20 protein-coding genes are annotated in these 13479 nt (G+C 67.4%); 9 read left to right on the forward strand and 11 right to left on the reverse strand.

The features are described 5' to 3' along the window. Positions 1-50: 50 nt before the first annotated feature. Positions 51-971, reverse strand: coding sequence for a hypothetical protein (locus tag QCD75_RS06710; RefSeq protein ID WP_301226907.1), 921 nt, complete (start codon positions 969-971; stop codon positions 51-53). A 173-nt stretch (positions 972-1144) separates the two neighbouring features. Beyond that, positions 1145-2821: an AMP-binding protein gene (locus QCD75_RS06715; protein WP_301226909.1), complete on the reverse strand. Its 1677-nt coding sequence runs from the start codon at positions 2819-2821 to the stop codon at positions 1145-1147. Positions 2822-2922: 101 nt separating this feature from the next. Here QCD75_RS06715 and QCD75_RS06720 point away from each other — a divergent pair, with 101 nt between their 5' ends. Beyond that, a complete protein-coding gene (locus QCD75_RS06720; RefSeq protein WP_226758396.1) occupies positions 2923-3201 on the forward strand; it encodes a putative quinol monooxygenase in 279 nt (92 codons plus the stop codon). A 114-nt stretch (positions 3202-3315) separates the two neighbouring features. On the opposite strand, the gene trxA is transcribed toward QCD75_RS06720, so the two are convergent. The 3 genes from trxA to QCD75_RS06735 form a co-directional block, all read right to left on the reverse strand. Continuing rightward, positions 3316-3729 carry a thioredoxin gene (trxA, locus tag QCD75_RS06725; protein ID WP_301226911.1) on the reverse strand — a complete coding sequence of 138 codons (414 nt, stop codon included), beginning with the start codon at positions 3727-3729 and terminating at the stop codon, positions 3316-3318. A 108-nt stretch (positions 3730-3837) separates the two neighbouring features. Further along, complete coding sequence (locus QCD75_RS06730; protein ID WP_301226913.1) at positions 3838-4383, reverse strand: acyl-CoA thioesterase; 546 nt, start codon at positions 4381-4383, stop codon at positions 3838-3840. Between the two features lie 10 nt (positions 4384-4393). Continuing rightward, positions 4394-5134, reverse strand: a complete 741-nt coding sequence (locus QCD75_RS06735) for a Type 1 glutamine amidotransferase-like domain-containing protein (protein ID WP_301226915.1) — start codon at positions 5132-5134, stop codon at positions 4394-4396. A 60-nt stretch (positions 5135-5194) separates the two neighbouring features. On the opposite strand from QCD75_RS06735, the gene QCD75_RS06740 reads away from it, so the two are divergent. Then, positions 5195-5683, forward strand: a complete 489-nt coding sequence (locus tag QCD75_RS06740; RefSeq protein ID WP_301226917.1) for a GNAT family N-acetyltransferase — start codon at positions 5195-5197, stop codon at positions 5681-5683. Positions 5684-5735: 52 nt separating this feature from the next. Here the strand turns inward: QCD75_RS06740 and QCD75_RS06745 are convergent, their stop codons facing one another. The 5 genes from QCD75_RS06745 to QCD75_RS06765 form a co-directional block, all read right to left on the reverse strand. Beyond that, positions 5736-6140, reverse strand: coding sequence for a VOC family protein (locus QCD75_RS06745; protein ID WP_301226919.1), 405 nt, complete (start codon positions 6138-6140; stop codon positions 5736-5738). An 82-nt stretch (positions 6141-6222) separates the two neighbouring features. After that, on the reverse strand, positions 6223-6765 hold the full coding sequence (locus QCD75_RS06750) for a GNAT family N-acetyltransferase (protein ID WP_301226921.1): 543 nt from the start codon (positions 6763-6765) through the stop codon (positions 6223-6225). Positions 6766-6864: 99 nt separating this feature from the next. After that, entirely contained in the window at positions 6865-7593 is a 729-nt protein-coding gene (locus QCD75_RS06755) for an MgtC/SapB family protein (RefSeq protein WP_301226923.1), read from the reverse strand. Between the two features lie 105 nt (positions 7594-7698). Further along, on the reverse strand, positions 7699-8046 hold the full coding sequence (locus QCD75_RS06760; RefSeq protein ID WP_301226925.1) for a hypothetical protein: 348 nt from the start codon (positions 8044-8046) through the stop codon (positions 7699-7701). Between the two features lie 15 nt (positions 8047-8061). Continuing rightward, complete coding sequence (locus QCD75_RS06765) at positions 8062-8784, reverse strand: GAF and ANTAR domain-containing protein (RefSeq protein WP_301226927.1); 723 nt, start codon at positions 8782-8784, stop codon at positions 8062-8064. A gap of 246 nt (positions 8785-9030) precedes the next feature. Here QCD75_RS06765 and QCD75_RS06770 point away from each other — a divergent pair, with 246 nt between their 5' ends. The 3 genes from QCD75_RS06770 (at position 9031) to QCD75_RS06780 (ending at position 10959) form a co-directional block, all read left to right on the forward strand. Then, positions 9031-9756 (forward strand): GAF and ANTAR domain-containing protein, encoded by a 726-nt coding sequence (locus QCD75_RS06770; RefSeq protein WP_301226929.1) that lies wholly within the window; start codon positions 9031-9033, stop codon positions 9754-9756. 53 nt (positions 9757-9809) lie between these two features. Beyond that, positions 9810-10439 carry a GAF and ANTAR domain-containing protein gene (locus QCD75_RS06775; RefSeq protein ID WP_301226931.1) on the forward strand — a complete coding sequence of 210 codons (630 nt, stop codon included), beginning with the start codon at positions 9810-9812 and terminating at the stop codon, positions 10437-10439. 85 nt (positions 10440-10524) lie between these two features. Then, on the forward strand, positions 10525-10959 hold the full coding sequence (locus QCD75_RS06780) for a DUF1810 domain-containing protein (protein ID WP_301226933.1): 435 nt from the start codon (positions 10525-10527) through the stop codon (positions 10957-10959). Here the strand turns inward: QCD75_RS06780 and QCD75_RS06785 are convergent. Continuing rightward, positions 10956-11663: a HEAT repeat domain-containing protein gene (locus QCD75_RS06785; RefSeq protein WP_301226935.1), complete on the reverse strand. Its 708-nt coding sequence runs from the start codon at positions 11661-11663 to the stop codon at positions 10956-10958. The genes QCD75_RS06780 and QCD75_RS06785 overlap by 4 nt on opposite strands. Before the next feature lie 123 nt (positions 11664-11786). Between QCD75_RS06785 and QCD75_RS06790 the strand changes: the two genes are divergently transcribed. From QCD75_RS06790 to QCD75_RS06805, 4 genes are all read left to right on the forward strand, one after another. Further along, positions 11787-12146: a VOC family protein gene (locus QCD75_RS06790; RefSeq protein ID WP_301226937.1), complete on the forward strand. Its 360-nt coding sequence runs from the start codon at positions 11787-11789 to the stop codon at positions 12144-12146. A gap of 364 nt (positions 12147-12510) precedes the next feature. Further along, on the forward strand, positions 12511-12696 hold the full coding sequence (locus QCD75_RS06795) for a hypothetical protein (protein WP_301226939.1): 186 nt from the start codon (positions 12511-12513) through the stop codon (positions 12694-12696). 120 nt (positions 12697-12816) lie between these two features. Next, positions 12817-13083: a hypothetical protein gene (locus tag QCD75_RS06800; RefSeq protein ID WP_301226940.1), complete on the forward strand. Its 267-nt coding sequence runs from the start codon at positions 12817-12819 to the stop codon at positions 13081-13083. A gap of 52 nt (positions 13084-13135) precedes the next feature. Continuing rightward, positions 13136-13468: an ArsR/SmtB family transcription factor gene (locus tag QCD75_RS06805; RefSeq protein WP_301226942.1), complete on the forward strand. Its 333-nt coding sequence runs from the start codon at positions 13136-13138 to the stop codon at positions 13466-13468. The last annotated feature ends 11 nt before the right edge of the window (positions 13469-13479 follow it).

Raw genomic sequence — 13479 nt, forward strand, 5'->3', positions numbered from 1 at the left:
GAGCCGCTTTATGGGCGCAATCTGACCCCGCGTTGCTGTCTGCGGGCGGGTCAGGCACGACCGGGCCGGACCCTCTTGATCCGGGCGATGGCGCCCTCGAAACCTTCGGCCAGGTCATCGGCGTTGACTTTGAAGTATGCCCAGCCCGCGTGGCGGAACGCCTCGTCCCGCCGGTTGTCGCGGGACTGCTGTTCCCGCGTGAGGTGGGGCGCGCCGTCGTACTGGATCGCGATCCGGTACCTCCGGTAGCCCAGGTCGGCGGCCGGCGAGCGCGGGTCCTCCGGTTCCAGTCGCAGCTGCAGCTCCGGCTCCGGCAGGCGCGCGTCCAGCAGCGCCAGGCGCAGGAAGGTCTCCGGGAAGGAGTCGGCTCCCACCCGCATCTCATCCAGGGCAAGCCGGGCTTTCTCGACCCCTTTCATGTTGGGATGCTGGCGGATGAGCAGCCGCAGCCCTTCCTTATATGCGTAGGGCTGGGACCGCTGTTCGAGGCCCGGGCGGGGTCTGCGGATGATCTGGTCGCCCAGGGCAATGAGGTAGTTCAGCGGCAGGTCCGCGGCCAGATCCAGCCAGGTCCGCGGCGGTGCCGTCACGGGGATGCCGTCGACGTCGGTCAGCTCACCGGGGTTGGACCGCACGCGGTGGCCGGTGACCCCGGCGCGGCGGACCCGGGGCAGTCCATGCGGCTTGCTGAGGTGGATGCTGGAGCACTCCCCCAGCCACGGGGGCAGGCCGAGCAGGGTCAGGACGGCGGCGGTTTCGTGGGACACCCAGGCGCCGGGGGTGGCGGCGGCCAGGATGCGGGCACGTTCGACAATTTCCAGGTGCCGGCCGGCGGGCAGGTAGATGAGGCGGCCGCCGTCGGACAGGTCACGGGCCCGCAGGCGTTTGGGCGGGACCCCCAGCGCGCGGGACTCATAGACCGTGAACGGGATCTGGACGAGGCTGTCGGGGAGCGGCGCGATGCGGACCATGCGACCCATTGTGGCCCCGAACCAACGAGGGCGCGGAGGTTATCCACAGCCGCCCGGATTCCAGGCAACGCGGGGTCACTTACGGCCCATGCCGGGGGCATTTATGGGCGCGATGTGACCCCGCGTTGCTGTCAGGGGCGTTGATGCCAGGCGCGTTGCTGTCAGGGGCGCCGTCAGAGGCCCAGGCGGGCGACGGCTTCCTGGCGCATGTCCACCTTGCGGATCTTGCCGGAGACGGTCATCGGGAAGTCCTCGCGCACGTCCACGTAGCGCGGGATCTTGTAGTGCGCCAGCTTCCCGCGGCAGAACTCGGCCAGGCTGACCGCATCCATCGGGCCGGCGCCGGGCTTGAGGATCACGCAGGCCATCAGTTCCTCGCCGTACCGGGCGTCGGGGACCCCGATCACCTGCACGTCCTGGATGTCCGGATGCGTGTACAGGAATTCCTCGATTTCGCGGGGATAGACGTTCTCGCCGCCGCGGATCACCATGTCCTTGATCCGGCCCTCGATCACGATGTAGCCGTCCTCATCCATCCGGGCGAGGTCGCCGGTATGCATCCAGCCCTCGGCATCAATCGCCTCGGCGGTCTTATCCGGCTGGTTCCAGTAGCCCTTCATCACGGAGTACCCGCGGGTGCACAGTTCGCCGATCTCGCCGCGCTGCAGCACCGCCCCGGTCATCGGGTCCACGATCTGGCTCTCCAGCTGCGGCATGGTCCGGCCCACACTCTCGGTGCGCTGGGCCATGGTGTCCACGCTGCGGGTCATGGTGGACACCGGCGAGGTCTCCGTCATCCCGTAGCAGATGGCCACATCGGACATGTTCATCTCCGAGATGACGCGGTTCATCACCTCGATCGGGCACAGCGAGCCCGCCATCACCCCGGTGCGCAGGGTCGAGAGGTCATAGGACGCGAAGTCCGGCAGGGCGAGCTCGGCGATGAACATCGTCGGCACCCCGTACAGCGACGTCCCGCCGAAGTCCTGCACCGCCTCCAGCGCCGCGGCAGGGGTGAACCCGCGGCCGGGAATGATGGTGGCGCAGCCGTGGCTCAGGGCGGCCAGGTTCCCGATCACCATGCCGAAGCAGTGGTAGAACGGCACCGGCAGCACCACCCGGTCGTGCTCGGTGTACTCCAGCAGCTCGCCGATCGAGTGGCCGTTGTTCAGGATGTTGTAGTGCGAGAGCGTGGCACCCTTGGGGAACCCGGTCGTGCCGGAGGTGTACTGCAGGTTGATCGCGTCGTGCGGGTCCAGTTCGGCCATCCGCGCCTTGAGGTCGGCATGGGCGACGTCGTCGGCCCGCTTGAGCAGCTCCGCGAACGTCCGCTCCGCCTCCGTTTCGGGGACCCCGGCCATCAGCGCCGGCAGGCCGGCGTCGGGAAGGAAGACGAGTTCGCGCAGGTCCGGGCATTCAGCCAGCGCCTGCCGGGCCATGCCGGTGTAGTCGCTGTTGCGGTCCGACGGCGCCGCGACCAGCATCCGCATGCCGTTCTGTTTGACGACGAACTCCAGCTCGTGGCTGCGGTAGGCGGGGTTGACGTTGACCAGGACCGCCCCGGTCTTGGCCGTCGCGTACTGCAGGATGGTCCACTCGGCGCAGTTCGGGCTCCAGATGCCGATCCGGTCGCCCTTGGCCACGCCCAGGGCCAGCAGCGCGCGTGCCACGCGGTCGACGTCGTCGTTCAGTTTGGTGTAGCTCCAGCGCCGGGCCTCTTCCCCGGGCACGGCCGCGGCCTCGATCAGGGCGTCCTGGAAAGGGAACCTGGCCACGATCCGTTCGAAATTGTCGCCGATGGTTTCCTCGAGCAGCGGGACGTCAGTGTCCCCGGCTGTGTATGCAAGCATGATGTGACGCTACCAACAGTCGGCCAGCAAGAGAAGAGTAAAGCTTGGATGTCCTACGAAATCTTCGGGACAGGAAGCCGCGGCCCGGTATTGTGAAAACCATGAGCGCACCCATTGACCTTCAGGCCATCTTCATTCCCAACGACGGCGAGTTCTTCCGTGTGAAGCTCGCGCTGGAGATCGCGATCGACGAGGTGGTCACCGAACCCGGCTGCATCCGGTACGAGCTGACCGAGGCCACCGAGGACCGGCTGGTTCTGACCGAACAGTGGGCCTCGCAGGAGGACCTGGACAAGCACTCGAAGGGCTCCGCGGTCCAGGACCTCAACGAGTCCCTCAGCGCCCTGCTGGCCGAGCCGGTCAAACTCGTCCACCTCTAAACACGCCCCCAACAAAGACAACGCGGGGTCACTCCGCGCCCATTAATCGGAAGATCATGGGCGCGAAGTGACCCCGCGTTGCTGTGTGCTGCGTGCCGGTCAGACGCGGGGCGGTTAGGCCTCCGGGATCTGGCTGCCGTCCTGCTTGCCGCCTGCCGCGGAGGCCTCGGCCTGGGACCGGGCCACGTGCGCGTGGACTTCCTCCATGTCCAGGGCCTTGACGGCGTCGACGACCTGCTCCAGCTGCTGGGCGTTCAGGGCGCCCGGCTGGGAGAACACGAGCACCTTTTCGCGGAACGCCATCAGCGTCGGGATGGACGTGATGCCGGCCTCGGCGGCGAGCTGCTGCTCGGCTTCGGTGTCCACCTTGGAGAAGACGACGTCCTGGTGCTTCTCGGAAACTGCGGCGTATGTGGGTCCGAACTGCTTGCACGGGCCGCACCATTCGGCCCAGAAATCGACGAGGACAATGTCGTTGTCCTCGACGGTAGATGCGAACTGTTCACCTGTAATGTCTACGGTTGCCATGGGTCAACGGTACGCGAGCAGCCCCGGCTTGTCCCCAGCATTTCGCTGTTGGCACACCCATGTGACGGCCCTCCGCCGCAGCCCGCCGGCCGGCCCGGGCCCGGGAATCTAGGCCCAGACGTGCGGCGCCGGCCGCCGCGCGCCGGGCAGGGCGTTGGTTTCGCGCCATTCATGGATCCATTCGGGCAGGACCAGATCCGCCGGCGGCGTCCCGAACTCACGGATGATTTCATCCTGGCTGACCGGCTTGCCTTTGCTGACCAGCCGGGTGGCGATGAAGGCGCGGGCGTAGATTTCCCCGTCCACCACCATGCGCTGCTCGAAATAGATGGCTTTCTCGTCGAGGCCAATGATCTTCGTTTCGATGGTGTACCGCTGCCACAGCTGCAGTGACCGGCGGAAGGCGATGGTCTCCCCCGCCGCCACGGGGCTCCATCCGCGGCGGCGCATGGCCTGCCAGGTTCCGCTGCGTGCCATCAGGTCGAACCGGCCCAGGTCCATCAGGGAGAAATACATGCCGTTGTTGACATGCATCGCAATGTCGATGTCGGTCGGTAGGACCTTCAAGGGCAGCGACGCGGTGTCATAGATGCTCAGCGGGGAGCGGCGGGCGGACGTGAAGAGCAGCAGAAGCGTGCGCAGGAGCAGGTGCATGGGGAATATGTTACCCGCGAGTAACAACACTGCCAAGGACCGAGACCGTGGCTTTGTGTCCGGGACCGCGGATCAGCCAGCAGTTGCCGGCCCCGATCACCCGCTGCTCCCGCGGGTCCGCGTGCGGCAGGACCAGCGCGGTGTTCTCATCGACGGCCACCGCCTTATCAACCATGCCATGCACGACGGCGGCGACGGCACGGCCCAGCGTGCCGGCCTGCGCGGCGTGGACGTCGACGGCGAAGGGAACGAGGCCCAGGCCTTCGCCGAGCTCCACCTCCCCGAGCCCCTCGGAGGATTCCTCCGGGCACACCTCGGCGCCGCCGACCCGGTAGCCGCCGACAATCGCCTTCTCCGGCGCAATCATCGCCCCCGCGGAGAACCCCAGATACGGGGCGCCCGCCTGGACCGCCCGGCGAATGGCGGCCGCGGCGGGCCGCAGGCCCGCCAGGTAGACGGGGGTCGGGCCGCCCCCGACGACAATCGCGTCGACGCCGTCGAACACACCGGGATCCACGGATCCGCCGTGGCGGAGCAGGACCGTGGCCACTTCACACGGGGTCCGGCGGTGCAGGGGGTCCAGGTAGGCGGGCAGGAAGTATTCGGAACTGCCTTCGTGGTCAACCAGGACCACCGCGATCCGCGGCAGCCTGCCGTCCCCGGCCCGCTGCCTGACCTCCGCGGTGAACTGGTCGAGGATCACGGGAATGGTCACGGTATCCGGGCCGCCGCCGACCAGATAGATGCTCATGGCTACAACGTACCCGGACCGCCCCCGCGCCGGGGCACAAATGCGTATTACCCTTGCCGGATGACAACCGACCTCACCGTCAGGGCCGCCGTGCCGGACGACGCCGCGGGCATCGCGCGGGTGCACATCCAGGCGTGGCGCGAGAGCTACGCCCACCTGCTGCCGGCCGAGGCCCTGGCAGGGCTGCAGCAGGCCCCGCGGGAGGCCAGATGGGACGCAATCATCGCCGCCCCCGCCTCGGATATCTGGGTGGCCTGTGCGGGGGCCTACATTGTCGGCTGGGCGAGTGCCGGGGCGGGACGCGATGGCGACGGACCGCGCCCCCGGGAGCTGGAGGGAATCTACGTGCTGGCCAGCCACTACGGCTCGGGGGCCGGGCAGATGCTGCTGGACGCAGCCGTGGGCGACGGCGGCGCGTACCTCTGGATTGCGGAAGACAACCCCCGAGCTTTCGCCTTTTACCGCCGCAACGGCTTCGTCCCCGACGGGGCCACCGCGGAGCATGAGCTCACCGGCACGCCGGTCCGGATCCTGCGGATGGTGCGCTGAGCCGACCGCGGAACCGAGCGCGGAGCCGAGGGCGGCGCAGAGCGGCCTGGCGTCAGCCGGTGGCGACCAGTTCAGCTTCGAAGCCGTCAGAATTCACCAGGTAGGCGGCGAAGTGGTCCGGGCCGCCGGCGTGCGGGTACTTCTCGGGGAACAGTTCCCGCCAGCCGTGCGCGAGGGCGGCCGCCGCCAGGGCTTCGACCTCGCGCCGGATCCCCGCGCTGAAGGCCAGGTGGTTGAGCCCGGGGGCGGTGCGGTCGTGCGTGCGCCCGCTCAGGGCCGGGGACTCCTCGACGACGATGTAGGTGGCCCCGCGCCGCCAGCTGCACCCGTCGGGCCAGTCCTGGTAGTCCTGGTAGCCCAGCCGGGCCAGGAGCCAGCCCCATTCGTCCCTGGCGCGGGCAAGGTCCGGCACCCACAGTTCAACATGGTGCAGGGCCCCGCGGGTTTCTTCAGTCACCCAGAGAGTCTCGCACGCCCCAGGGGGCACCGGCCCCGCCCCGGCCCCGCCCCGTCCCGGCCCACTGAATGCAGGCCGCGCTTCAAAACAGGATGCGCTGGAAGAGGATGTGGTCCTGCCAGTCGCCGGCAATGTTGAGATAGGCCGGGGCCAGGCCGATCTCCGTGAAGCCGGACCGCTTGAGGATCTTCTGCGAGGCAGCGTTGTGCCGGAGGGTCGCAGCCTGCAGCCGGTGCAGCCCCAGCTCGTCCCGGGCCGCTTCAACGGCAAAAGCGACCGTCGCGGTACCGATCCCGCGCCCGTTGTAGTCCTTGTCCACCCAGTACCCGAGGTGGGCGCTGAGGAACGGCCCCCGGACGATGCCGCTGAGGGTCATCAGCCCCACAATCGCCTCGCCGTCCGTCAGGACCCACGGGATGTCGGATCCGGCGATGAACAGGGCCAGCTTGGACTGGACGCTCACCATCTGGCCGTCGGCGGTGAAGAACTCCTCGGCCCGCAGCGGCTCCCAGGGCGCCAGGTGTTCGCGGTTTCGCAGGTACGCCGCGCACATGGCTTCCGCGTCGGAGGCTCTCAGGATCCGGATCCGGACGCTGCCGGCCAGGGGCGTGCTGTTGCCCGTCATCCGAGGACCCAGCCCGGGGTCTGCCGGCACGGCGGCACACGTTTGGGCGGGCGCGGACGTTCCGGCAGGGCCGGAAGATCGCCAGAGAAGGACATGAGCTCAGGCTTCGTCATCGTCGTCTTCGTCGTCTTCGCTCGAATCGGCGCCCCGGACAATCACGCTTTCGACGCCGTGCAGATCCATCAGCGGGAGGACGAGGTTCCGCAGCGGATGGCGCCCGAAGAACCGGACCTCCATGGAGACCATCGGACGCTGCTCGTCCCCGGTCCGCCGGGTGCGCAGGATCGAGGAGCTGAACCCCATGGTGGTCGCGATTTCCAGGACCTGCCGCAACACGCCCTGGCCGTCGGCGTACTCGATGTGCATGACGCGGTTCCGGTCCACGGAGGGAATTCTGCGGACCGCCGGCGCGATGACGAACAGGGTGATGAGGTGGAAGATTGTCAGCACCACGCCCAGGGAGACCATGCCCGCCCCGCAGGCCATGCCCACCGCGGCGGACACCCAGATGGTGGCGGCCGTCGTGAGGCCGCGGACCACATCGCGGCCTTTGAAGATGACGCCGGCGCCCAGGAAACCGATCCCGCTGACGATCTGGGCCGCGATCCGCGAAGGGTCCACGGCTGCTCCGGGCTCTCGCACGAACGCGAAACCGTAGGCGGAGACCAGTGTGAAAGCGCAGGAGCCCAGTCCCACCAGCACGTGCGTCCGGTACCCCGCGCTCTTCTGCCGGACCTGCCGCTCGATGCCGATCAGGGAGCACAGCACGAACGTCGCGAGCAGCAGTCCGGCCTCCACCAGGCTCGTGTCCGTCAGGAATTCGAGCATGCCGACCGCCTTCCTTGGCCAGTCAGGCGAGGCGGACCGGCCGGAGATCACTGTCCCTATGGCTGACTCTAGCAAGGCCGCCGTCAGCCGTCGCCGCGCTCTTTGTCAGCCGGCGCCGGGGTCCCTTTCAGGTCCGTCGCCGGGTTCTTGTCCAGGCCCGTCGCCGGGTTCGTCGCCTGCCTCATCGGGGTCATCGAGAGGTTGGCTGTAGGGTGCCCGGGTCGCCCCGGAGTACAGCTCATCCAGGCGTTCGTTCAAGGCGTGGGCGAGGATGTCGCGTTGAAGTGCGGGCAGGGCGATGGCGCCGTGGATGTAGGCCTCGACCTCGAATTGTCCGGCCTGGCCGCCGAGCGTGAAGTACCTCAGCCAGAGCTCTTCAATACTGACGTCGGCATGGCGAAGCGATTCGGCGAATCGCCGCCGCTGCTCGCTCTCCTCGCCGCCCAAGGCCATGCCGTCGTCCTGCGCTTAGTTTTCGAGGGGTCTGGCTGCGGCCAGCAGCTCCGCCGCGACCCGGGCCAGGGGCTTTCCCGACTGCCGCGAGAGCGTCATCAGATCCCGAAATGCCTCTTCATCACTGGTGCCTTTGCGGGCCATCAGCAGGCCTTTGGCCATGCTGATCGCGTCCCTCTGCGCCAGGGATTCCTGCAAACGGTCGCTCAGCGTCAGGGCAGCCTCGCGGGCCTGTGAGTGGATGACAAAAAGCGTTGCCTGTTCGGCAAAGAGCTCGGCCAGGCGGACCATGCCGTTGCCAAGCTGCTGACCGCCGTCCGAATAGACCTTGACGGCTCCCAGTGCCAGGTCGCCTGACCGCAGCGGGCAGCTCACCGACGACGAAATTCCCAGGGCGGCCGCGGCGGGAGTCCAGCGCGACCACCGCCGTTCGGAGGCCAGATTCTCGACCAGGACGGTTTCACCGCTGGCCCAGGCCGTGATGCACGGGCCTTCCCCCAGCTCGTACTGGAGCGCATCGGCTTCAGCCACGACGGCGTCGGACGCGGCCGTCGTCTGCCGCAGCCCCGAACCGTTGATCAGGCTCACGCCGGCCCCGATAGAGCCTGGAATCGCTGCCGTCGCGGCATCCGTGATCAGCCGAAGTGCGTGGGCAACCGTCTCTTCTGTCAGCAGCAGCCGTGAGGCCCGTGCGAAAACGGCGGTGATCTCGTCAGCCAGCGGCAGGTCCACGCTCATATTCACCTCAGGGTCCATACTGGCGCAGACGCCAGCCGGCGCGTATCGCCGCAGGACTCAAGCATACGGCGGGCCGGCGGGGCGCGCCTGTATTCACGCTCCACCGCAGGGAGTAGTGTCGCTAGTAGCTTGATCTCAGCCTTGAGGGTCCATAGGTTTCGCTATTTTGGTTGCTGGCGATTAAGAGTTCGCAACCGCTAAGCAGGCGCGTCACGGACGCCCAGCGTTCCTAGGATTGAGGCCGGCATGGTTTCCGGTACCGGCGCATCTCCAACACCCGAGCAATTGCAGGATCTCCTGCTGGAAAGTCCAGGGTTCACCGAGTTCCTTCTGGGCCTGACCACCGTCTCCGCGACCCTACTCGGCGGTTCCGAGCCCATGCTGTGCGCCATCACGGTGGAAAGGGAGGGCACTCCGGCCACCGTTGCCAGCAGCGGCCAGGACGCGAAACGGCTGGATGAGAAGCAATACGCGTTCGACGACGGCCCCTGCCTCACCGCTTTGCGTCACGGCACCACCGTTCTGGTTACCGATGTGGAAAATGAGGACCGCTGGGCGCACTACGCCTCCGCAATCTCCGGCGAGGGCATCCGGTCGGTCCTGGCCGTTCCAATCAGCACGGATCCGGGCTCAGCCGCAGCGCTAAACTGCTACTCGCGCACCAGCGGCGTATTTGATGAGGCCACGGTTGCGGAGGTGGAGCGCCATGCCTCGTCCATCTCGCGGATCCTAAGACTGGCACTCAAGGTGCACCCCCCGGAAATCTACCCCGAGCATCTCCGTGCTGCCTTGAAATCCCGCGCCATCGTGGACGCCGCCGTCGCACTGATCATGATCCAGAACCGGTGCAGCAGGGAACGGGCCATGGAACTGCTGCACCTGGCCGCCAGGGCAACCGACACCAGGCTCCACACCATCGCCGCGGACATCCTGCACGGCGCCACACTACCTTCGGCGGATCCCCCGCAATAGGATGGAAGAAAGCCGCCGTTTGCTCAGCGCGCGGCCGGGAATTGGGGGCAGCTATGAGTGACAACCGTGCCGTTTCGTCCACGGCCCACACCATCAGCGGCAGCGTCAGTACGCTGCTGGATCTTGTGCTGGACAGCTCCGGCGCGGGAACCCGAGTCGATGGTTTCCTAGCCGAACTGGCCAGCCTGACGGCAAAGGAACTGTCCCGCCCAGACCGCGAGGTGACCTGTGGGATCACCATCAGCCGGAGGAAGCAGCCTTCCTCAGCGGTGGGCAGCACCGGCGAAGGATCAGACAGCATCGTCCAGATCCCCCTGCTGCTCGACGATGAGAACTCCGCCGTCATCAACCTTTACTCACCGCGCACCGATGCGTTTTCTGTCGAGGACCTGGCGGTTGCCCAGCAGTTTGCCTCCGACGCCGCGCGGGCGCTCCTGCTGGCCCTGCGGATCTCCCAGCTCACAGAATCCCGGGATAACCTGGCCGCCGCTATGCAGTCAAGGACCACCATCGACATGGCGATCGGGGCGATCATGGCCCAGAACCGGTGCGGCCGTGAAGCTGCCTTCAAGATCCTTCGGAATACATCCAACAACAGGAACATGAAGATCCGTGACATCGCGGCGATGGTGGTTGCTTCCATCGCCGGCGACACCGACATCACGGCACGCTTCGAGGAGTGATCTCCCCGCGGCGGTTGGCGCGCTGGCGCCCGGACGGAAGCGACGGCACCCGGACCAGCGGGACGAGGAGGACCAGGAGGACATTGTGGATGATCCCTACGACCTTGAACGGTTCGTCGCGGCCCAGGACGCGGGCGGAACCTACCGGCGCGCTCACGACGAACTGCGTGGAGGGCTGAAACGCACCCACTGGATGTGGTTTGTGTTCCCGCAGGTCGCCGGGCTCGGGCTGAGCCCGACCGCCCGGAAGTACGCCGTCACCTCCCTGGCTGAAGCGAAGGCCTATTTGCGCCACCCGGTCCTGGGCCCGCGGCTGATCGAATGCGCCGGGGCCGTGGCCGGACTGGAAGGGCGCACCGCGGGGCAGATCTTCGGCGGCATCGACGAGCGCAAGCTGCACTCCTCCATGACCCTCTTCCTCCGCGCGGACCCGCAGCAGAACGTCTTCCAGGAGGTTCTGGCCAAGTACTTCGACGGGCAGCCGGATGAGGCGACCGACCAGCTCCTCGGCACAGGCTAGGGCCGCCTGTCCAACAGCTTCCGGAACCGGTTCTTCTTCGAGTTCTCGCGGACGATCCAGGCGATGTCCGGATCAGCGCTCTGCTCCAGTTCCGCGAACATCCGCAGACCTTCGGCAGGGAGCGCCGCAATCGCAACACTCCAGCCGTAGCCGAGGGCCTGGCGGAGGGTCCGGACGGACGGCGAGCGCCGTCCGTCCTCCGGGACGCGGACGAGATCGCCCGTGACACGGTCCAGGAGTTCCAGCGCCCGGCGGGCTGCCGCCGGCGTCCGCAGGAGGCGGGGTTCACAGATGGCGGCGACGGCGGCCCGTCGGACCAGCGGGTCCGGATCGTGCACCCAGGATTCGGCCAGCGCGAACGCCAGCCCGGGATCGTCATCGCCGGCCCGCTGCAGCGCCATGGCAACACCTTCCCTGACGCGCCAGCGGGAATCGGCGGCATACCGGTGCAGGACCTCGAGGTGCCGGCTGTCCCCGGGATGCAGGCCGAGGTACCGGCCGAGCGCGACGACGCCGCACACGGTCGCGAACTCGTCGCCCGTCGCAATCAGCTGCTCGGCCCTCGGGACGTCTGCTTCCTCGCCGCAGGCCGCAACGAGCTCGAGGTTGCCGCGCGGGCCCGGCAGAGCGCTGTGCGCGTTCAGATAGGGCATCCAGTCATCGAGCCCCTTCAGGGCCTCCCGGTACTCCTCGATCCTGCCCACCGCGCCACCGTCCTTCCAGCCGGAATAGGACCAAGCTACCCGCCCGTCACCACGGGCGCACTAAGCCTCCACCACACCCAAGCGCCGGCACCGGCGAGCCCGGAGGCGGTGTAGTTTGGCCCCATGATCAGCATCGGCTCCATCGTCATCCGTGTTGAGGACCTCCAGCGCCAACTGGACTTCTGGACGTCCGCCTTGGACTACGTGCCGCGCCGGCCGCCCGAAGAGGACTTCGTCGTCCTGGAGCCCAGGGACGGGGCGGGCCCGAACCTCTCCCTGGACCGCGTCCCGTCGAAGGTCCAGGTCCCGCCCCGGATCCACCTCGACCTCTATTCGGAGCAGCAGGCCCGCGATGTCGACCGGCTCCTGCAGCTGGGCGCGAGCCGTGTGGAGTGGAACAATCGTCCCGCGGACGCGGACTACGTCATTTTGGCCGATCCCGAAGGCAACCGCTTCTGCGTCGTGGACACCGCAGGACGGTAGCGCTTCGGGACGGTAGCGCCGCAGGACGGTAGCGCCGCAATCCGGCGACCCCGGTCACGACAGCGGAGGAACCGCGCCGTACGATTTCGGGATTCCACACGGGTTGACCGGCCGGTCCTCGTCCGAGGACGAGGGCTCCCTGCTGGCGTAGCTCCGCGCCGTTTTCAGGTCGCGGGAGCGCCGCACCAGCCCCCAAGCGACAGAACCGATCCCTCCTGTCAACAGCACCAGCCCCAACACAAAAAGGCCGGTCGCTCCAGCATCGGCACTGCCGGCGGCAACTAGGTACAGCGGCGTCGGCAGTATCGACGCAGCGGCCGATGCGGAGGAGGATTAAAGGGCAGTCACGATAAGGAGGTCAGTGATGTGCTACCCGTACAACAAGGAATTCCGGCGGGACGTCAAGAAGGATGAACCAAAGGAAACCGAGGCGCGACCGGAGCCCCGGGCCAAAGCGCCTGAATTCAAGTTCTGGGCCTTCCCCCGCCGCAGCAGGGAATTCACCGTCGAAGAGCCGGCGAAGGCCGGCCGGACACGTGAGAAGGTTTAGCCCGGAATCGGCGGAAGGCCCCACAGTGAGGGGCCTTCCGCCCTGCCAGGCTGCGGCGTGCGGCCGTTGCGGGGAAGGTGCGGGACACTGGAAGTCCCCCATCCCGAAGGCAGGACCGCATTGATCAATCTCCAGCAGGACCCCGAAGGCTTCATCCGCATGAAGCGGCACTTTCCGGGCAGCACCGTCATCTCCGTTACGTTCAACGATGGATCCTCGGAGGAATTCTCCGGAGAACGGCTCAACGCGATCTATGACGAGGCCCAGGCCGTGTACCGGGCCGAGAACCACCTGGACGCCAAGGGGTTCTCCCGGGCGCCGAAAAAGACGGTCCAGCCCACGAACAAGATCGAGTACGTGGCGGTCCACCCCGGGATGGCGAAATAGCCTTCCAAAAACGCGTTGACACCCCGGCGCGGGCGGATTATTCTACAACCAAATGGTTGTAGATGAGCTCCGGGATGCCGAACTGGACCGCCTGTTCCAGGCGTTCGCCGACGCCACCCGCCGTGACATCGTCACCCGGGTGACGGCCGGCGAGTACTCGGTGTCCAGGCTGGCGGAGCACTACGCCATGAGTTTCGCCGCCGTACAGAAACACGTGGCGGTGCTGGAGCGCGCTTCCCTCGTTACGAAGGAAAAGCGCGGACGGGAGCAGATCGTGCGGGCCCACCACGACGGCTTACAACGAGCTCGACGGCTGCTCGATGAGTACGAATCGATCTGGCGGCAGCGGGCCGACCGGATCGCAGACATTCTCGCAGAGGGATAGGAAGAGTTCCG

Source organism: Arthrobacter sp. PsM3, from assembly GCF_030433895.1.
Classification (GTDB): Bacteria; Actinomycetota; Actinomycetes; order Actinomycetales; family Micrococcaceae; genus Arthrobacter.